15 protein-coding genes are annotated in these 19,150 nt (G+C 41.8%); 6 read left to right on the top strand and 9 right to left on the bottom strand.

Annotated features, from left to right (window positions below; genetic code table 11):
• Positions 1–40: 40 nt before the first annotated feature.
• Positions 41–760 carry an SDR family oxidoreductase gene (locus AACW90_RS07975; RefSeq protein ID WP_390233000.1) on the top strand — a complete coding sequence of 240 codons (720 nt, stop codon included), beginning with the start codon at positions 41–43 and terminating at the stop codon, positions 758–760.
• A 141-nt stretch (positions 761–901) separates the two neighbouring features.
• Positions 902–1,561 (top strand): nitroreductase family protein, encoded by a 660-nt coding sequence (locus AACW90_RS07970; protein ID WP_390232998.1) that lies wholly within the window; start codon positions 902–904, stop codon positions 1,559–1,561.
• Positions 1,562–1,952: 391 nt separating this feature from the next.
• Here the strand turns inward: AACW90_RS07970 and xylB are convergent, their stop codons facing one another.
• Positions 1,953–3,404: a xylulokinase gene (gene xylB / locus AACW90_RS07965; RefSeq protein WP_390232996.1), complete on the bottom strand. Its 1,452-nt coding sequence runs from the start codon at positions 3,402–3,404 to the stop codon at positions 1,953–1,955.
• A 240-nt stretch (positions 3,405–3,644) separates the two neighbouring features.
• Here xylB and AACW90_RS07960 point away from each other — a divergent pair, with 240 nt between their 5' ends.
• Positions 3,645–4,841 (top strand): XylR family transcriptional regulator, encoded by a 1,197-nt coding sequence (locus AACW90_RS07960; protein WP_390232994.1) that lies wholly within the window; start codon positions 3,645–3,647, stop codon positions 4,839–4,841.
• Positions 4,842–5,064: 223 nt separating this feature from the next.
• Here AACW90_RS07960 and AACW90_RS07955 read toward each other — a convergent pair whose 3' ends face one another.
• Genes AACW90_RS07955 through xylF form a run of 3 tightly spaced genes read right to left on the bottom strand, consistent with a single transcriptional unit; the run spans position 5,065 to position 8,810 of the window.
• Positions 5,065–6,240, bottom strand: coding sequence for a sugar ABC transporter permease (locus AACW90_RS07955; protein WP_390232992.1), 1,176 nt, complete (start codon positions 6,238–6,240; stop codon positions 5,065–5,067).
• Positions 6,237–7,763: a xylose ABC transporter ATP-binding protein gene (locus AACW90_RS07950; RefSeq protein WP_390232990.1), complete on the bottom strand. Its 1,527-nt coding sequence runs from the start codon at positions 7,761–7,763 to the stop codon at positions 6,237–6,239. The genes AACW90_RS07955 and AACW90_RS07950 overlap by 4 nt, the downstream gene beginning before the upstream one ends.
• Positions 7,764–7,817: 54 nt before the next feature.
• A complete protein-coding gene (gene xylF / locus AACW90_RS07945; RefSeq protein WP_390232988.1) occupies positions 7,818–8,810 on the bottom strand; it encodes a D-xylose ABC transporter substrate-binding protein in 993 nt (330 codons plus the stop codon).
• An 821-nt stretch (positions 8,811–9,631) separates the two neighbouring features.
• On the opposite strand from xylF, the gene xylA reads away from it, so the two are divergent.
• Together xylA and AACW90_RS07935 are read left to right on the top strand one after the other, a co-directional pair.
• Positions 9,632–10,951, top strand: a complete 1,320-nt coding sequence (xylA, locus tag AACW90_RS07940; protein WP_390232986.1) for a xylose isomerase — start codon at positions 9,632–9,634, stop codon at positions 10,949–10,951.
• A gap of 197 nt (positions 10,952–11,148) precedes the next feature.
• Positions 11,149–12,474, top strand: a complete 1,326-nt coding sequence (locus AACW90_RS07935; RefSeq protein ID WP_390232984.1) for an anti-phage deoxyguanosine triphosphatase — start codon at positions 11,149–11,151, stop codon at positions 12,472–12,474.
• Between the two features lie 7 nt (positions 12,475–12,481).
• On the opposite strand, the gene AACW90_RS07930 is transcribed toward AACW90_RS07935, so the two are convergent.
• On the bottom strand, positions 12,482–13,111 hold the full coding sequence (locus AACW90_RS07930) for a tRNA-uridine aminocarboxypropyltransferase (RefSeq protein WP_390232982.1): 630 nt from the start codon (positions 13,109–13,111) through the stop codon (positions 12,482–12,484).
• A 3-nt stretch (positions 13,112–13,114) separates the two neighbouring features.
• Here AACW90_RS07930 and rrtA point away from each other — a divergent pair, with 3 nt between their 5' ends.
• Positions 13,115–13,675, top strand: coding sequence for a rhombosortase (gene rrtA, locus AACW90_RS07925; protein ID WP_390232980.1), 561 nt, complete (start codon positions 13,115–13,117; stop codon positions 13,673–13,675).
• A gap of 154 nt (positions 13,676–13,829) precedes the next feature.
• On the opposite strand, the gene AACW90_RS07920 is transcribed toward rrtA, so the two are convergent.
• From AACW90_RS07920 to lon, 4 genes are all read right to left on the bottom strand, one after another.
• Positions 13,830–14,174 carry a ComEA family DNA-binding protein gene (locus AACW90_RS07920; RefSeq protein WP_390232978.1) on the bottom strand — a complete coding sequence of 115 codons (345 nt, stop codon included), beginning with the start codon at positions 14,172–14,174 and terminating at the stop codon, positions 13,830–13,832.
• Between the two features lie 129 nt (positions 14,175–14,303).
• Entirely contained in the window at positions 14,304–16,169 is a 1,866-nt protein-coding gene (ppiD, locus tag AACW90_RS07915) for a peptidylprolyl isomerase (protein WP_390232976.1), read from the bottom strand.
• Between the two features lie 152 nt (positions 16,170–16,321).
• Complete coding sequence (locus tag AACW90_RS07910; protein WP_322107880.1) at positions 16,322–16,612, bottom strand: HU family DNA-binding protein; 291 nt, start codon at positions 16,610–16,612, stop codon at positions 16,322–16,324.
• Between the two features lie 184 nt (positions 16,613–16,796).
• The gene (lon, locus tag AACW90_RS07905) at positions 16,797–19,148 is read right to left on the bottom strand and encodes an endopeptidase La (protein ID WP_390232974.1); all 2,352 of its coding nucleotides are present in this window, start codon (positions 19,146–19,148) and stop codon (positions 16,797–16,799) included.
• Between the last annotated feature and the right edge of the window lie 2 nt (positions 19,149–19,150).

Raw genomic sequence — 19,150 nt, 5'->3', positions numbered from 1 at the left:
GTTTCTCAATGTCTATTAACTCATTGCCTTGGAGCAAATCATGAAAAAATTAGTCGTTATTACAGGTGCAAGTTCTGGTATTGGTGAAGCAATTGCTCGTCGTTTAAGCAACTCAGGCCACCCGTTATTACTGATCGCACGCCGTATTGACCGTCTAGAAGCCCTTGGGTTACCTAATGCATTATGTGCAAAAGTAGATGTGACCGATAAAGCCTCTTTCGAAGCTGCTATAGCAAAAGCGGAAGCGATATATGGTCCAACAGATTGTATTGTTAACAATGCAGGCGTAATGCTATTGAGCGAATTAGATGTGCAAGACCCGGCAGAATGGAAAACCATGTTTGACGTCAACGTCATCGGCCTAATGAATGGCATGCAAGCGGTTCTCGCACCAATGAAAGCCCGTCAAAGTGGGACAATCATCAATATCAGTTCCATTGCTGGTCGCAAAACATTTCCCAACCATGCCGCGTATTGCGGAACAAAATTCGCGGTTCACGCCATTTCAGAAAATGTTCGTGAAGAAGTATCGAACTCAAATGTTCGTGTGACGACTATCGCTCCAGGCGCAGTAGAAACTGAATTGCTTTCTCATACTTCATCGACTGACATCATTGATGGATACCAAGACTGGAAAGAGTCTATGGGGGGCGCACTTCAAGCTGACGATATCGCTCGTTCTGTTGAATACGCTTATCAACAGCCACAAGGTGTATGTATTCGTGAAATCGTCATCTGCGCGACACGTCAACCAGCATAATTGAACAAAAGAACGTCATATATAAACGCTAAACATCATTATGGGTAATTATGCCCATAATGATTGGAAAGATGAGCACTGTTTTTCTATGGCTGAACTCATTACGATGCACCCATCAAATTGCTTAACGAGAAGCCGAACATGACTCACCAAATTATTACTGATCTCAACAGCCGTTACACGGCTAAAAAATACGATGAAGCAAAGCGCATTTCATCTGACGATATGACCGTTATAAAAGAGGCGATTCGTTTGTCTGCTTCTTCGATAAACGCTCAACCTTGGAAGTTTATTGTTATTGAAAGTGACAATGCTAAGCAACGTTTCCATGATTCATTTGAAAACAACTTCCAATTCAATCAACCACACGCTAAAGAAGCGTCACACACCGTATTGTTCGCCTACAACCCTCGTTTTACAAAAGACCAGTACCGTAAAGTAGTGGATATAGAAGTGAGCTCTGGTCACCTACCTGCAGAAATGTATGACAACATGCTAAACGGTGGTTTCACATTTGCAGAAATGAACACAGATGAAGCAGGCTTTAACGGTCATTGGACCAAAGCGCAGACATATATTGCTTTAGGTAATACTTTGCACACTCTTGCTCGTTTAGGTATCGACTCTACACCGATGGAAGGGGTTGATGCGCAACTTATTGGTGAAATATTTAAAGACGAACTGGATGGCTTTGTAGTAGATGTCGCTCTGGCGATGGGCTATCACAAAGATGTTGAAGACTATAATCACAGTCAGCCTAAAGCACGCCTTGCAACAACAGATGTCATCACCGTTCTATAACGATATCACTTATTTGAAAACGCTCAGGTTTATCTGATAAATGCCAGATAAACCTGAGCGTTTTTTGTTTCTAAGGATAAAAAAAAGCAAAGCGTTACCATCAATAATCGCCCCCCGATAACGAATGGTCCGCTTTGCCAATCTGCGCCTTAGCGCAATTACCTTTTGTTGTTATTTAAATATTTAAGGCGTCGACATAATGCTTTATTTTTTATTTCGTTACTTCGATGCCATTCATGTTTTTAAACATTTATTTTAAAAAATACTCTTCTGATAAGTTCTTCAATTTCATGTAGTTGAATAGCATTTAAAACACCACCCATAATGGCATTTAGTCGATATATGTTCCCTCTCTCATGGACTGAAAAACAGAACATTCTGAAATACAACCTTAAAAAAGCGTTTTCAATTGCTGATATAGTTCTTTATACGTTTCTCGCCTTTTCTCATAAAGATTATGTTTTTCTAAATCCGGTTCGTGGACTTGTACCAGCTCTGGCACAGGGCAAACATCGGCTATGTTGACGTTCTTTGCAGTGCCTAAACGCGCTAAACGCGCCGCACCAAGCGCAGGCCCTACTTCACCACCAGAACGATAAACCAATCTCATCCCAAAAATATCTGCAAGCATTTGACGCCAATAAGCACTTCTCGCACCACCACCAATAAGAGAAATTTCTTCCGGTATCAAATCGGTTGCATGAAGTGCATCCAACCCATCTTTGAAGGCAAACCCAACCCCTTCCAGAACAGCAAGTGCAAGCTCTGATTTAGTGGTTGAATGCGTCATTCCGAAGAATACTCCTTTGGCATTTGGATCATTATGAGGCGTTCGTTCACCAGATAAATAAGGTAAGAAAATAACCTTAGAGCCTACGTCCGCATTAGCTTGCACGTCTTCTAACATGACGCCAACGTCCGCTTGTCCTGTTAGTTTCGCAACCCAATCTAAACACGAAGCGGCACTTAAAGTGACCGACATAGAATGCCAGGTATTAGGCAATGCATGGCAGAAACTGTGTAATGCGGATTCAGGGTTAGATAAAAATCCATCGCTAACAGCAAAATAGACACCGGATGTCCCTAACGACAACATCGCTTGACCCGGTTCAATAATCCCTACGCCAACAGCACCTGCCGCATTGTCTCCTGCACCTGCTACAATAGGAACGCAAGGCATATTCCAACGCTGTGCCAACTCGTTTAACAACATACCCGTCACTTCGCAACCTTCATACAATGTGGGCATATGCTCTCTAGTAAGACCGGTCGCCTCAAGTAACGCATCGCACCAATCACGATGAGCAACGTCTAGCCACATTGTGCCCGCCGAATCCGACATATCTGAAGCGAAGTCACCAGACATCTTGTAACGTAGATAATCTTTAGGTAACAACACTTTATCTATCTTGCTAAATATTTCGGGCTCGTAATTTGCTACCCATTTCAATTTAGGTGCAGTGAACCCTGGCATCATAATATTTCCGGTAATGTCGCGACTATTTGGCACCAATGTTTCAAGCTGTAAACACTCCTCAAAACAACGACCATCATTCCATAAAATGGCAGGCCTTAACAACTCACCTTCTTTATCAAGCAAGGTCGCACCGTGCATTTGCCCTGATAACCCAATGGCTTTGACTTTAGTAAGATCCGTCTGCTTCTGCAGCTTTAACATGGCAGTATTGGTTGCATCCCACCAATCCTGAGCATTTTGTTCCGACCATAGATCTTTAGGCCGAGAAACGGTCAACGCCTCTGTTTGTGATGCAATAATGACGTCATTGTCGTCAAGGAGAATAACTTTAACTCCAGATGTACCCAAATCAATTCCAATATACATATGTTCTGCCTCTGTTTACGTTCACTCGATATAGCCGTCTTCACCGTTGTGATTATTCGCGTAGATTTTTGTTTAAAATAACGTTTTTCCTACACTCATCATGTTCTTGAAGCGAGGTTCCCTCAATTACGTTTTTTATTAGTTATGTTCTCTGATTTAACGAGTGAGTTGTAGATCACACGCTAATGAGAATTTGCTTGTTACACTCATCATCGTTTTCAATAACGGTAAAGATAACTTATGGATAAGCGCTTTAGAATTACACTGCTTTTTAATGCCAATAAAGTTTACGATCGTCAGGTCATTGAAGGCATTGGAGAATACCTGCAAGCTTCACAGTGCGAATGGGACATCTTTCTTGAAGAGGATTTCGTCACCCATCTCGATAACTTTGAAGCATGGAGAGGCGACGGAATTATTGCAGATTTTGATAATCCTGATGTAGTGGACAGACTCAAAGGCACCGATATTCCAGTTGTTGGCGTAGGCGGCTCCTATACTGAACCATCCCAATATCCCAATATCCCTTATGTGGCTACCGACAACAATGCGCTTGTAGAGCTGGCGTTTCAGCACCTGCGTGAAAAAGGATTAGAGAATTTTGCTTTATACGGAATTCCCACAAATTCAGGAAAACGGTGGGCACAAGAGCGTGAATTATCGTTTAAAAAGATCGTAGAAAGAGAAGGTTATAGCGGATCAATCTATCGCGGAAATGAAACCTCACCAGAGACTTGGCAATACGATATGAATCGCCTCGCAGATTGGTTACAGAGGTTACCTACCCCAACGGGTATTATTGCCGTTACCGATTCTCGCGCTCGTCATCTATTACAAGTATGCGAACAATTGAACATTATGGTCCCGGATAAAGTCTCCGTGATTGGCATAGACAATGAAGAGTTAGCCCGCTATTTAACAAGAGTATCCCTAAGCTCCGTCGGTCAAGGTTGCAAAGAGATGGGCTATCGTTCAGCGAAGATACTGCATAAACTGTTATTGGCAAAAGATAAAGAAAAACCCGTCAATCAAGTTCTTAAACATGCTCGGGTTTTGATTCCACCGACCAAGGTATTCGAAAGACAAAGCACTGACTTTCAAGCACTAAAAGACCCATATGTCATTCAGGCTATGCATTATATTCGTCACAATGCCTGCAAAGGTATTAAGGTTGATCAGGTACTCGGTTGTGTGGGTATTTCACGCTCTAATATGGAAGCGAGGTTTAGAGAAGAGCGAGGCCACTCCATTCATCAAGAGATTCATAATTCAAAACTAAAGAGGGCCTGCAACTTATTGGCGGAGACCACTCTCCCGATACTAGAGATCTCAGAGCTATCTGGTTACCCATCTTTACAATACATGTATACCGTATTTAAAAAGAACCTAGAGAAGACGCCAAAAGAATTTCGGGATAATGCAATAACAGCAGAATAAAAGAAATACGTTCCACTCTAAATTAAGTTAATATTATTCAATAGAAGGCCAAATGCTAATCACATTGGCCTTTATTTTTGGGAAAAAGAAAGAGTCGGTAGGAAAGAACCTATTAATACAAGAATATCGTATGGAATAAACCGCCTACCCACCCAAAGAAAAGAAATTGAGTGGAGAGGCGGTAAAAAGAGTTAAGGGTCGTTCACTCTTTCATTATAGATTATTAACGTTTTTGCTTGGTGGCACTATCCATCCAAACCGCAAGTAATAAGATTCCGCCTTTAACGATATATTGCCAAAAAGTCGGAACATCCATCATACTCATACCGTTATCAAGTGATGCCATAATAAAAGCACCAATAACCGCACCAATAACCGTACCGACACCACCCGCCATGCTAGTACCACCGATAACGCAAGCGGCAATCGCATCTAATTCAGCAATGTTCCCAGCAGATGGCGAACCAGCGCCCAATCGAGAACTCAAGATCAAGGCAGCAACCGCAACCAGAAGACCATTCATTGCGTATACAGATAATTTCGTTTTCTCTACGTTGATACCGGATAAACGACTCGCATCAATATTGCCGCCAATCGCATAGATACGACGACCGAACCGAGATTTCGTCGCGATGAAAGTCCCCACAATTAAGAAAAAGGTCAGCATTAATACTGGTGTTGGAACACCACGGTAATCATTCAATAAGAAAATAATCGTAAGCACTGCAATACCAATTAACGCACTTTTTGTTACCGTAGATTGAGTACTCGCAACCGCTAGGTTGTACTTCTTGCGCATTCCGTTGTGCTTTTTTTGCCAGGCAAAATACGCCGATAAACAGCCAATACCAATGATTAAACTAACCATATTCGGTAGATAGCTCTGACCGATAATAGACATGGCATCAGAGGTTGGTGCGACGGTTGTACCATCGGTAATACCAATTAAAATACCTCGGAACGCTAGCATCCCAGCTAAAGTAACGATGAACGAAGGCACTTTTCGATAAGCAACCCACCAACCATTCCACATACCCAATGCAAATCCGGCAACAAGCGTAATCACAATGGTGATCGGTAACGGCAGTCCAAACCAGACATCTAGAATAGCGGCAACGCCGCCCAACAACCCCATCATGGAGCCAACAGAAAGGTCGATTTCACCACTGATAATAACGAACACCATACCAATGGCAAGGATGCCTGTAATGGCTGTTTGTCTAAAAAGGTTAGATATATTACGTGGGGTCAGATAACTCCATTCCGTCATCACACTAAAGAACAACATAATAAACACGATAGCCGCAATCATAACGATTAGCTGTATATTCATGGTCTTAAGTTTCGCTATTACACTCATACCGTTCTCTTTTTTCAGTTCACTAGATTGCTCAATCATGCTGCTACTCCTTCTGATAAAGCACAATCCATAATAATTTCTTGAGTTAAATTTTCGTTGACCAAATCACCCTTGATAACACCTTCATGCATAACAAGAACTCGATCACTTATGCCCAATACTTCAGGCAGTTCAGAAGAAACCATAATGATACTAATGCCGCTCTTAACCAGTTTAAACATCAGTTTATAAATCTCATATTTCGCGCCAACATCGATGCCACGGGTGGGTTCATCAAGAATGAGAACGCTCGGGTTAACCATCAAAAATCGCGCTAAGATAGCCTTTTGTTGATTACCACCAGAAAGGTTTTTTATCGCCGTATCGGTATTCGGTGTCTTAACCGTCAGCTTTTTAACCGCCTCTTCAATTGCAATCGCCTCTAAGGTGTCATCAACCATACCGCCAACACTAAATTGATCGATGGCAGCCAATGATATGTTCTGGCCTACACTCATGATAGGAATGATACCGTTACGTTTTCGATCCTCCGGTACCATTGCAATTCCGGCCTCCAGGGCGTCACGACTGGTCGATGTTTTAAGTCGCTCTCCATTGAGAAAGAACTGCCCCTCATGCTTACCTAAATAACAACCGTATAAGCATTCCATCAATTCGGTTCGACCCGCGCCGACCAAGCCAGAAACGCCCAGTATCTCGCCTTTTCTTAAATTAAAACTGGCGTCGCGTACTTTAGGGATGCTGGAGTTCGCTTTATCCCACGCCTTCACATTCTTGACCTCGAGAACCACCTCACCAATGTCATGCTCTTCTCTTGGGAACAACTGCTTCATTTCGCGTCCCACCATCATAGTGATGATATCGTCGGTGGTCATATTACTCGCTTCTCGTGTACCAATATGCGTCCCATCACGAATCACACAGATGTGATCGGATATCGCTTTTACTTCGCCAAGCTTGTGGGATATGTAGATGCAACTTACACCGGAATCGCGTAGGTCTTTAACCAAGTCCAATAAAATTTCAGTTTCAGATTCGGTCAGTGGTGCTGTTGGTTCATCAAGCACAAGTAATTTAGCGTTTTTAGACATGGCCTTAGCAATCTCAACCAACTGTTGCTGCCCTACCCCTAAGTCGCCCACTTTTGTTTCTGGCGAAACAGACAACTTTACTTTCTCTAGCAAAGTTTCTGCTTCAAAATGCATAAGTTCATAATCCATCACACCATACTTACAAAGCTCAGAACCTAAAAAGAGGTTTTCTAAAATGCTTAGCTCTTTAACCATGGTTAGTTCTTGGTGGATTATTGCGATACCTAAGTCTTCGGTATCTGAAATGTTTTTGGGTTCTAATTTTTCGCCTTGATAAATAATTTCGCCTTGGTAATCACCATGAGGGTAGATACCACAAAGCACCTTCATCAATGTCGACTTTCCAGATCCATTCTCACCACACAGGGATAAAATTTGACCTTTTTCTAAGCGAATGCTTACCCCGTCTAACGCCTTAACAGGGCCAAAGCATTTTACGATACCGTGCATCTCTAGTAATGGAGAAGACATACAAATCACTCCTAATGGAAGAAGCGCTAAGGTAACCCTTAACGCCTAAGTCGATTATTGATAAACATCTTTTTCTGCGTGGAAACCATCGGCAATAACGGTTTGCTTAAGGTTTTTTGCATCAACTGCAATAGGGTCTAATAACCATGCGTCTACCTCTTTCATTCCATTGTTTAATTTAGAATTCATACGAGGCGCATCGTCATTAGCCAGAACAACCGCGATTTCTGCCGCTCGTTGAGCTAACGCGACGATAGGTTTGTAAACCGTCATTGTTTGCGTACCGTTTGCAATACGACGAACGGCGGCTAAATCAGCATCTTGACCAGAAATAAGTACTTTTCCTGCAAGGCCCTGTGCATCTAGTGCTTGAATCGCGCCACCCGCTGTTGAGTCATTAGAAGCCACAACCACGTCAATATTATTATCATTTGCTGTTAAAGCATTTTCCATTATTTTTAACGCGTTCTCAGCTAGCCAGAAGTCAACCCACTGGTCACCAACAACCTTGATATCGCCTGAATCAATGCTAGGTTGAAGAATATTCATCTGACCTTTACGGAATAACTTCGCGTTATTATCTGTTGGCGCGCCACCCATTAGGAAATAACGACCCGTTGGTTTAGCCGCTATTAGTGCTTTAGCCTGCATTTCACCTACTTTTTCGTTATCAAATGACAAGTAGAAATCGATATCAGCGTTACTAATTAGGCGATCATATGCCAGCACTTTAATACCATCTCGTTTAGCTTCTTTAATAACGTTTGAAAGTACTTCACCATTGGTTGGAATAATGACAAGCACATCAACACCGCGAGAAATCATATTCTCTATCTGTGAAATCTGAGTTTGCTCATTACCATTTGCGGATTGAACATAAATTTTGGCACCTAGTTTTTCGGCTGTCTCGACAAAAATATCTCTATCTTTCTGCCAACGCTCCAAACGTAAGTCATCGATAACCATACCGATTTTTACAGATTTTGCGAATACTGGCGCGCTGATTATTATTAACACTGCGCATATAAGGGTTATTATCTTTTTCATTCTACTGTCCTTTGTATCACGTTAGATGTAGGTAAAATCCACAAGTACTGGTGAATTTAACTAGACTTTAGAACAACTCGTTCTGGACTTCTTTTGGCAGATTTCTTTTTGTTTTTATGTTTTTTGGTTTTGTTAATCTATTGTGATCCAGCTTAAAAAAACAGACTAAATATAATATTGATAAATGAGCATCACACTTATATTTAATTAAAACATGTAATAAACACGTTAGATTACACCTATTAATGTCGTATACACGACCTTTCGCCGTTATTGGTACGGTTTTTTTAACTTTGATACTTTTACGACTTCGTCTTATATATTTTTACTGCCTTAGAGGTCACACTTCTAAAAATTTGCAATATTCATTATTCGTTTACCTTATTTCATTTTTACACAGCATACGCTAATCCTAATCAAAATAGTGCTAATACTGCCTATACGAACCGTTGCATTAAAAATGTATTTCTGATGAAGGTTCCCCGATAATTAATTCAAATTATCTTAATTCAGCATATCAACCCACCATTTATCAACCTAAAATCCTGTTCCTTTATTTATTTATACGCATTTTATAATACTTTGCTTATGTGATGAGGTTCAAATTGATAGCAACTGATAGATATTGTCAGTTTCTCTATGTCAATAAAATATGAACATTCTTATTAAATTTATCGATAAATATGGCCGATATTTTGAGAGGTAGCCCACACAAAACAAATAGCTGAATTTTACTATCAAATATCATAATTGAATGAATTCAGTAAAAAGCCAATGATTAACTGCGAACATGGTTCACTATTATATTGGAAATAAAAGCTATGACTGAATTCTTTAAAAATGTAAGTACAATTAAATTCGAAGGAAACGAAACATCGAATCCTCTCGCTTTCCGCCATTATGACAAAGATAAGATGATTCTCGGCAAGTCCATGAAAGATCACTTACGCTTTGCAGCATGTTATTGGCATAACTTCTGCTGGCCAGGGTCTGACGTTTTTGGCGCTGGCACATTTGATCGTCCATGGTTAAAAAGTGGCGACGCGCTAGAAATGGCAAGAATGAAAGCGGATGCCGCGTTTGAATTTTTCTCAAAATTAGATGTGCCGTATTACTGTTTCCACGATACTGACGTTGCACCTGAAGGTAATTCAATCAAGGAGTATGTAAACAATTTCGCGCAAATGGTAGACATACTAGAACAAAAACAGTCTGAGACTGGCCTAAAACTACTATGGGGTACGGCGAATGCCTTCTCTAATCCGCGCTATATGGCAGGAGCGGGGTCAAACCCTGACCCTAAAGTCTTTGCTTATGCTGCCACTCAAATATTCAATGCAATGGCTGCAACTAAGCGATTAGGTGGTGAGAATTATGTTCTTTGGGGTGGCCGAGAGGGTTATGAGACGTTACTAAACACCGACCTTCGCCAAGAACGCAAACAGCTCGGTCGTCTAATGCAAATGGTTGTTGAGCATAAACATAAAATTGGCTTTAAAGGCACTATCCTTATCGAGCCTAAACCTCAAGAGCCAACGAAGCATCAGTATGACTACGATACAGCCACCGTTTATGGCTTCTTAAAGCAGTTTGGCTTAGAGAATGAAGTCAAAATGAACATCGAGGCAAACCACGCTACATTGGCGGGACATAGCTTCCAACACGAAGTTGCAACCGCAACCTCTCTTGGACTTTTCGGTTCTATCGATGCAAACCGTGGTGACCCACAGTTAGGTTGGGATACAGACCAATTCCCAAATAGTGTGGAAGAAAATACCTTAATTGTGTATGAAATTCTAAAGGCTGGTGGATTCACAACCGGTGGTTTGAACTTTGATGCCCACGTTCGCCGTCCATCAATTAACGGTGAAGATTTGTTCCACGGCCACATTGGAGGCATGGATACAATGGCGCTTTCACTAGAGAAAGCCGCGGCTATGATAGAGAATGATGTTCTGTCTGAAAATATCGCTAAGCGTTATGCTGGATGGAACGATAACCTAGGTAAGAAGATACTTAGTGGTGATCTATCGCTAGAAGCATTGGCACAGTTTGCCGTTGACAATGATATTTCTCCAACAAAAGAGTCTGGCCGTCAAGAACACTTAGAAAATATTGTTAACCGCTATATCTTCAAATAACAATTAAATAGTACTCGCTAATATTTCCTTTTATTCTTCCCTCTTTGGGAAGAATAAGGGAGATCACATCTTCCTTTCTGATACGTAAGAATAAGCTGGTTTATTCGAAGCACTTCAAATAGTTATCACACTCCCTAGACTCGTTCATTATTTCAGCGCATTATTAAAATACCAATGGGGTTTTGCATGGAGTGATTATGGATGACAAGCAGCATGTACTTTGGCAACAACGTATAAACATTGAACATAAACTGAGGCGAAATGATCACCGTGATCCCTTTCAGCGAGACCGAGCAAGAATATTGCACTCGGCTGCGTTTCGTCGTTTGCAGGCCAAAACACAAGTACACGGCACTGGCGTCAACGACTTTCATCGCACTCGACTGACTCACTCATTAGAAGCCGCTCAAATTGGTTCGGGTATTCTGGCTCAAATTGAAAATAAGCAACCCGAGCTTTTACCTATATTGCCCTCTGCAAGTTTGATCGAATCACTCTGTTTAGCCCATGATATCGGTCACCCACCCTTCGGTCATGGTGGTGAAGTCGCACTCAACTATGCAATGAGAGAACACGGAGGGTTTGAAGGCAACGCTCAGACCTTTCGCATCGTCAGCCAACTAGAACCTTATACAAAGTCCCATGGCATGAACCTATCGAGACGAACCCTATTAGGACTTATGAAATATCCCGTGTTATTGAGTAAAGTTCGTTGTGAAATCCTCCCAGAGGCGGTTTCTCATCAACGTAGGCTAAAAGCGAAAGATTGGAGCCCCGCAAAAGGAATCTATAACTGTGATGAGATCGATTTCGATTGGGTTTTAGAACCATTATCCGCAAGTGATATGACCCTTTTTTCATCTCTGCGTGAACCGATTGTTGCACCTGACAAACACAATAAAACGCGTTTCAAATCATTAGATTGCTCCATTATGGAGATAGCCGATGATATCGCTTATGGTGTACATGATTTAGAAGATGCCATTGTTTTAGGGATGGTCAATCGCCAACAATGGCAGGAGTCAGCGGCTAGCCAATTGGCAGAATGCGGCGACCCGTGGTTTGAAGAAAACATAAACGATATTAGCGACATGCTGTTTTCTGGAGAGCACTATCTACGAAAAGATGCCATTGGCGGCATCGTCAATACGTTACTAACCAGCGCCCAAGTTGAGGCAGTGCCCAACACGCACTTTCATAATGAGTTGCTTAGCCATAATGCCTACCTAGAGCCGCATCTTGCCATCGCACTTGAGGTATTCAAAAGCTTTGTCAGTGAATTCGTTATCCAGATACCTGATGTGCAGATTATTGAGTACAAGGGCCAACAGATTATTATGGATCTATTTGAAGCGCTGAGTGCTGACCCTGAAAGGTTATTGCCGGAAGCGACTCGAAAAAAATGGCAACATGCCGACACTGCAAATGGTTCAGGTATGAGAGTTATTTCTGACTACATCGCTGCAATGACGGACGGGTATGCCCAGAAGCTTCATCAACAACTGTTTTCTGCTAATAACTAACTGAGGTCTAAGAAGGTGACGAATCATCACTGGTATAATTTTGCTGATAAACCCCTGCTGGAAGCTGTTGAATATAGAATTCGACCATAGCATTAAAGGCAACGATCAACGGTTCAAAATCGTGCTCTGGTTGTAGAATTTTAAGCGCTTGATATCCAGCTTCGACGGTAGAGAGGCTGTTTTTCTTCGGTGCTTTTCTAATTTTATAGTTACCATTCATGCTTTGCGGCAAGCGTAAACAAGGTAGCGCGTGTAGATTTTCCGAAAGTTGGTAGATCTTAAATGCCTTTTTCCACGTGCCGTCCAACAGAATAATTCTGATCTTATTATCCAAGCACCTATTTTCAGTCAACTTTGGCGATACTATTTCTGAATATTCAGAAGGAAAAAGCACAAACGTACTAACCTGATTTTCCGCTAACAAGTTGTTAAGCTGATTATGTTGTGAAAAGTCTTCTCCGACAAAGCAATGACTATTAGCAAGCGACAGGCTCAAGATTTTTGCGGTGCCTTTTGCCCGATTAACTTCAGTAGGGTGTTGAAGGATGATAAGCTCAATATTCGTGTTTATGGTTTTAATCCAAGAACAGATACAAGCCTTTTTCGCTTTACCACATTTTAAGCAATATCGAGACATTGATTGAAATTATCCTACTTTCTTATTTTAGTTACCGTTATAAGTGCTTTATTTCAGTTGCCTTACTTACAGAATCTCGTCGTATGGCATCACGAACTGATTCAGAACGGGCAATGGTGGCGGATCCTATCAGGAAACTTCACTCACACCAACACCATACACTTCTCTATGAATATAGCGGCGATGTGGGTGATTGCTTATCTGTTTAAACCCGCCGTTAAAAGTTTACTTGGTGCACTTCTATTTTTATCAACTTCTGTCGGACTAGGCTTACTTTTTTCGACTTTACATTCTTATGCAGGTCTATCAGGCGTATTACACGGTTTATTCGCCTTTTACGCACTCTCAGAAGCACTATATGGTCGTAAATCAAGTTGGTTGCTTGTTGTTGGTGTAATTATAAAGATCGCTCATGAACAGCTCTACGGCGCGTCAATAAGCACTGCCAAGCTAATCTCAGCTGAGGTTGCCATTGATGCACATTTGATAGGCGGTGTAACTGGCTTGTCTCTAGCTGCTGTGCTTTACGTATTGGTTAGGTTTACTACCCATTCCACCACATAACTGATCAGGCGAAATGTGTTCAATGCAGCGAACATAAATAGGCGTAGATGTAATGATACAGTAATCAATGGGCAGAGGAGCCCATTGTCAAGCGTACAAGATCATCTTGAATCGCCGACGCCACCTATCAAAATAGATGGCGTATTTCTGACTGCTACAATCTTATTCTCTTGCTGTTTTTCTCTATTGTAGAAGGTCCGATCCCTTTCACTTGCATCAAGTCTTCCGCTGATTGAAATGGTCCATGCTCATACCTGTAATCAATAATCAGCTGAGCTTTCTTTTCTCCAATTCCGAGTAAAAGTGTAGACAGCTCTTCAATGGTGCCAGTATTGATGTTGACCGTTATTTCGATACCTTCATATTTGTCGCCTACCACAGATGTTACTTGCTCTGTCAGTACTGGATTAGTCGACGATTTGATATCGGGTTCTGATGCAGAGGCGAGTGCCGTATACGAATATAAAGTGGCTAGGATAAAAACAGTAAATGGATTCATAGGAATTCCCTTGAGGTTAGTTAGGAACCCATATAATTAAAGATGCAGAGTATATTGTCTTTATCTTTGAACTAAAAATAGAACAGGCCGCAAAAGCGGCCTGTTTTTGTATCATTTCAATACATTTAATTACGGTTGAGAATCCACCACGTAGTACTCAATATCAGCCTCTTCACGCAGCGTACTCACGACTGCGGCGAGATCTTGCTGAGAACCAGTGCGAACTAACTGAGCCGCAATTTGAGTATTGAAACTATCGTCTTGGTTTACGTTGACTTGACTCAATTCAACAATAACGATGTTTCTTTCCAAGTCCGTCGTTTGAGCGTAAGTCTTATTGCCCTCTTCCGGCTTCGTCAATGCAAACACCGTTTGAGCAAGTGGTGAGCGACGGTCGATTGTTTCAATGTCACCAAACTCAAGGTCATTTGAACTAACGGCAGATTCATCACCCTCATTCAACGCTTGCATAACCGAGTTAGCAACGTCTAACGCTTTTTGTTCACCTTTAACGAGTTCTAACTCTGATTCGACTTGCGCTTTCACTTCATCAAATGGCAATACCGTTTCGTCTCGAGTATCTTCTACACGAACCACAATCACATGTTCTGGTGCAACTTCGATAACTTCTGAATTAAGTCCGTCATCTTTCACATCAGCACTAAGAATTGCTTGCATTACCGCAGGGGTAAGCAGAATTTCTGGCGCATCTACACGTGAAATGAAATCTGTGGTTTTGATTGGTTGATTGACCGCTTGAGCAGAATCGTCTAAAGAATCAGGGTACTCAAACGCGACTTTCTCTAATTCGGTTTGCATTGCATAGAAACGTTCTACTGCTTCTTGCCCAGAAATTTCGACTTTTATCTCGGCTTCAACATCAGCAAATGGTGTTGCTTCTGCACTTTTCAGGGCATCCAGTTTGATAATATGATAGCCAAATGCCGATTTAACTAACCCTGTTGTGTCACCCACATTTTGTAGAGCAAACGCGGCGATTTCAAAATCGGGGTCCATCACATCTTTTTCAATCCAACCGAGTGAACCACCCTCTTCTGAACTACCAATATCTTCAGATTTGGTTTTGGCTAACTCAACAAAATCAGCACCGGCATTAAGTTCATCAAGAATTGCCTGAGCTTTTGCCTCGTCATCACCTTGAACCAGAATATGGCTAAGTTGACGCTGCTCGATAGTGGAATACTTATCTAAATTGTCTTGATAGTAAGTTTGAGCTTGTTCTTCAGATACCGTCACCTGAGATTGAAGTTCTTGTGCAGACAACTCAACGTAGGCAACTTTGACTTGCTCTGGGCGAGTATAGTTACGTGAATTTTCGTTGTAATACGCTTGCAGCTCTTCGTCCGTAAACTCAACACCCTTAGCATACTCTTCGATACTTAATAGAATCGAACGAATATCTCGGGTTTGAGTTAACAATTGGCTCTGAGTAGCGACTTCACTTTCAAGTGAAAACTCGCTGCCTTGTAGGGCAAACAAAACCTGTTGACGCGTCAGGTCTCTGCGCAAGTACTCCGCAAAGCTATCTGCGTCGTAACCAGCACGGCGTAGCGTAGCAGCGTACACCTCTTGATCAAATTGACCGTCATTTTGGAATTCCGGCATATCAATTATCTGCTGGCGAATCTGCTTATCACTAATACGCAAACCTAAAGAGTCGGCATACTGTTCTAAAAGCAACTCATTTACCATGCGATCGAGAATTGATTTACGGAAAGACTGAACGTAAGTTGGGTCAGCTAATAAGCTAGCAAAGTAATCACCCATTTGTGATTGCATACGGTTACGTTCATTTGTGTAGGCTTGTTCAAACGCACCACGACCAATCTCTGTATTATTCACTTTAGCAGCAGCATTGTTGCCACCGCCTACGATGTAGCTACCTACACCCGCAAATACAAAAGAAAGGATAATTAGACCAAGAATAATCTTAACCGCGATACTGTTTACGCCTTCGCGTAATCGCTCCATCATAATCTTATTTTACTCCGCAGATTGAGCAGGAAATATTACCTGTGCCCAGTATGAAAATTGAGATGTTCGATGATATCAGAAAAAGAAATGCGCACCAGTGTTGAGATGCGCATATTTAAGAGTCTTGTATAGAAAAGAGTAACGAATCGTTTTTAGTTACAAGCTTCTTTAAGAGCTTTACCTGCTTTAAAAGCGGGTACTTTAGCTTCTGCAATTTGAATCTCTTCACCAGTTTTAGGGTTACGACCAGTGCGAGCAGCACGTGTACGAACGCTAAAAGTACCAAAGCCAACTAGAGCAACTTGCTCATCAGCTTTAAGTGTTTCTGTCACTGCTTCAATTACTGCATCTAATGCACGGCCAGCTGACGCTTTTGAAATATCTGCATTTTCTGCGATTTTTTCTACTAATTGAGTTTTGTTCACTTTTTTGTTCCCCTTAATGCGTTACCAGTTATATTTTTAGTTAGGTAACATTCGTTCCATTTGATTATTTTAAATTTTATCTCTAAGCCTTTAGGAATATAGCTTAGAGTCACAGGTTGTAACGTTAGCCTCCAAAAAAAACGCTGACAAGTATTTTTATACCTTGTCAGCGTAATTCTTTACTTATTTTTGCTACACGTCACTATTTTGAGGACTCAACCGTAAAACCAGAAGGGGCATTCTCTAATGCAATGGCTAAAACTTCATCAATCCATTGCACTGGCTTAACAACCAAATCGGCAATAACGTTGTCAGGAATCTCTTCTAGATCACGTTCATTGTCCTTCGGAATGAGAACAGTTTTAATTCCACCTCGATGAGCAGCAAGGAGTTTTTCCTTTAATCCACCAATTGGAAGAACTTCACCACGCAGCGTAATCTCGCCAGTCATCGCCACTTCGGCGCGCACTGGGTTACCTGTTAAACTAGAAACAAGCGCAGTACACATTGCGATACCCGCACTTGGGCCATCTTTAGGTGTTGCACCTTCTGGTACGTGAACGTGAACGTCACGTTTCTCATAAAAATCTTCGTTAATACCCAACCTACTCGCACGAGAGCGCACTACGGTCATCGCTGCTTGTATAGATTCCTGCATTACTTCGCCAAGAGATCCCGTTTGAGTGAGCTTACCCTTGCCTGGCATCGCCTCAGTTTCGATAGTAAGTAGATCACCACCGACGGATGTCCATGCAAGACCGGTCACTTGACCAATGCGGTTACTTTCGTCTGCTTTGCCATAATCGCAACGCTGCACGCCTAAGTAATCTTTCAGGTTATCTATATTAACAACGACCTGTTTTATTGAGCTATCTAACAAGATATTCTTCACCGCTTTACGGCAAATTTTCGAAATTTCTCTTTCTAAACTACGAACACCCGCCTCGCGAGTGTAAAATCTGATAATGCCTACGATCGCAGAATCTTCAATGGTCACTTCGTTGGTTTTAAGCCCATTTCGCTTCATCTGTTTTTCAAGTAGATGACGCTTAGCGATATTCAGTTTTTCGTCTTCGGTGTAGCCAGAAAGACGGATCACTTCCATACGGTCTAATAGCGGTCCAGGTATATCCATCGAATTCGACGTTGCAACAAACATCACGTCTGATAGATCATAATCTACTTCTAAATAATGATCGTTAAAGGCGTTGTTTTGTTCCGGGTCTAATACTTCCAACAATGCTGACGACGGGTCGCCACGCATATCTGAAGACATTTTGTCGATTTCATCAAGCAAGAATAATGGGTTCTTAACCCCTACTTTCGACATCTTCTGTATTATCTTACCCGGCAGAGAACCAATGTAGGTTCTGCGATGACCTCGAATTTCCGCTTCATCACGAACGCCACCGAGCGCCATACGCACGTATTTACGACCCGTTGCAGACGCAATAGACTGACCTAGAGACGTTTTACCAACGCCCGGAGGCCCCACAAGACAAAGGATTGGGCCTTTTAACTTGTTGATTCTAGTTTGAACCGCCAAATATTCGAGAATACGTTCTTTTACGCGCTCTAGACCATAATGGTCTTCATTAAGCACTTCTTCCGCTTTGGTTAGGTTTCTCTTCACTTTAGATCGTTTTGCCCAAGGAACGCCAACCATCCAATCAATGTAACTTCTGACCACTGTCGCTTCTGCCGACATTGGAGACATCATCTTCAGTTTTTGCAGCTCTTGCTCGGTTTTTTCACGAGCTTCGGTTGGCATCTTAGCTTCTTCAATCTTTTTCTTAAGTGTTTCAAATTCATCCGGAGCATCATCCATGTCGCCAAGTTCTTTCTGAATCGCCTTCATTTGCTCGTTCAGATAGTACTCGCGCTGTGATTTCTCCATCTGCTTCTTCACGCGGCCACGAATTCGTTTTTCTACCTGAAGCAGATCAATTTCTGACTCCATTTGACCCATTAGAAATTCCAGACGTTCATTAACATCTATAATTTCTAAGACTTGCTGCTTTTCTGTCAATTTTAACGGCATGTGTGCGGCAATAGTGTCGGCTAAGCGTGTCGCTTCTTCTATCCCATTTAATGACGTCAGCACTTCTGGTGGAATTTTTTTATTCAGTTTAATAAAGCCTTCAAACTGATTAATTGCACTACGTACTATCACTTCCTGCTCTTTTTCATCAAGTTCAGGTGTCGTTAAGTACTCAGCATCCGCAAGAAAGAATTCGTTTTCTTTAAATTGGTGAATTTTAGCTCGCTGCTGTCCTTCAACGAGCACTTTTACTGTGCCATCAGGTAGCTTAAGCAGTTGAAGAATCGTCGCAACAGTTCCGATATCAAATAGATCATCGATAACGGGTTCATCGGTATCCGCTTCTTTTTGTGCGACCAATAATACTTGTTTGTTGTTATCCATTGCTGATTCTAAGCAACTGATCGACTTTTCACGACCAACAAACAAAGGAATAACCATATGCGGATATACCACAACATCACGCAGCGGTAATACTGGAATCTCGATACGTTCGGAACGCTCCAAGTTCATAT

Source organism: Vibrio frigidus (assembly GCF_042465995.1).
In the GTDB taxonomy this organism is placed as follows: domain Bacteria; phylum Pseudomonadota; class Gammaproteobacteria; order Enterobacterales; family Vibrionaceae; genus Vibrio.
The sequence above is the reverse complement of the archived record's forward strand: the minus strand, read 5'-3'. Positions and strand labels throughout refer to the sequence as shown.

What these genes read in the sequence shown, in the direction of transcription:
- AACW90_RS07960 (WP_390232994.1), top strand. Translation starts at nt 3,645, where the DNA reads ATGGATAAGCGCTTTAGAATTACACTGCTTTTTAATGCCAATAAAGTT.
- xylF (WP_390232988.1), bottom strand. Translation starts at nt 8,810, where the DNA reads ATGAAAAAGATAATAACCCTTATATGCGCAGTGTTAATAATAATCAGC.
- ppiD (WP_390232976.1), bottom strand. Translation starts at nt 16,169, where the DNA reads ATGATGGAGCGATTACGCGAAGGCGTAAACAGTATCGCGGTTAAGATT.
- AACW90_RS07935 (WP_390232984.1), top strand. Translation starts at nt 11,149, where the DNA reads ATGGATGACAAGCAGCATGTACTTTGGCAACAACGTATAAACATTGAA.
- xylA (WP_390232986.1), top strand. Translation starts at nt 9,632, where the DNA reads ATGACTGAATTCTTTAAAAATGTAAGTACAATTAAATTCGAAGGAAAC.
- AACW90_RS07930 (WP_390232982.1), bottom strand. Translation starts at nt 13,111, where the DNA reads ATGTCTCGATATTGCTTAAAATGTGGTAAAGCGAAAAAGGCTTGTATC.
- lon (WP_390232974.1), bottom strand. Translation starts at nt 19,148, where the DNA reads ATGAACTTGGAGCGTTCCGAACGTATCGAGATTCCAGTATTACCGCTG.
- AACW90_RS07975 (WP_390233000.1), top strand. Translation starts at nt 41, where the DNA reads ATGAAAAAATTAGTCGTTATTACAGGTGCAAGTTCTGGTATTGGTGAA.
- AACW90_RS07950 (WP_390232990.1), bottom strand. Translation starts at nt 7,763, where the DNA reads ATGTCTTCTCCATTACTAGAGATGCACGGTATCGTAAAATGCTTTGGC.
- AACW90_RS07970 (WP_390232998.1), top strand. Translation starts at nt 902, where the DNA reads ATGACTCACCAAATTATTACTGATCTCAACAGCCGTTACACGGCTAAA.
- xylB (WP_390232996.1), bottom strand. Translation starts at nt 3,404, where the DNA reads ATGTATATTGGAATTGATTTGGGTACATCTGGAGTTAAAGTTATTCTC.
- AACW90_RS07955 (WP_390232992.1), bottom strand. Translation starts at nt 6,240, where the DNA reads ATGATTGAGCAATCTAGTGAACTGAAAAAAGAGAACGGTATGAGTGTA.
- AACW90_RS07920 (WP_390232978.1), bottom strand. Translation starts at nt 14,174, where the DNA reads ATGAATCCATTTACTGTTTTTATCCTAGCCACTTTATATTCGTATACG.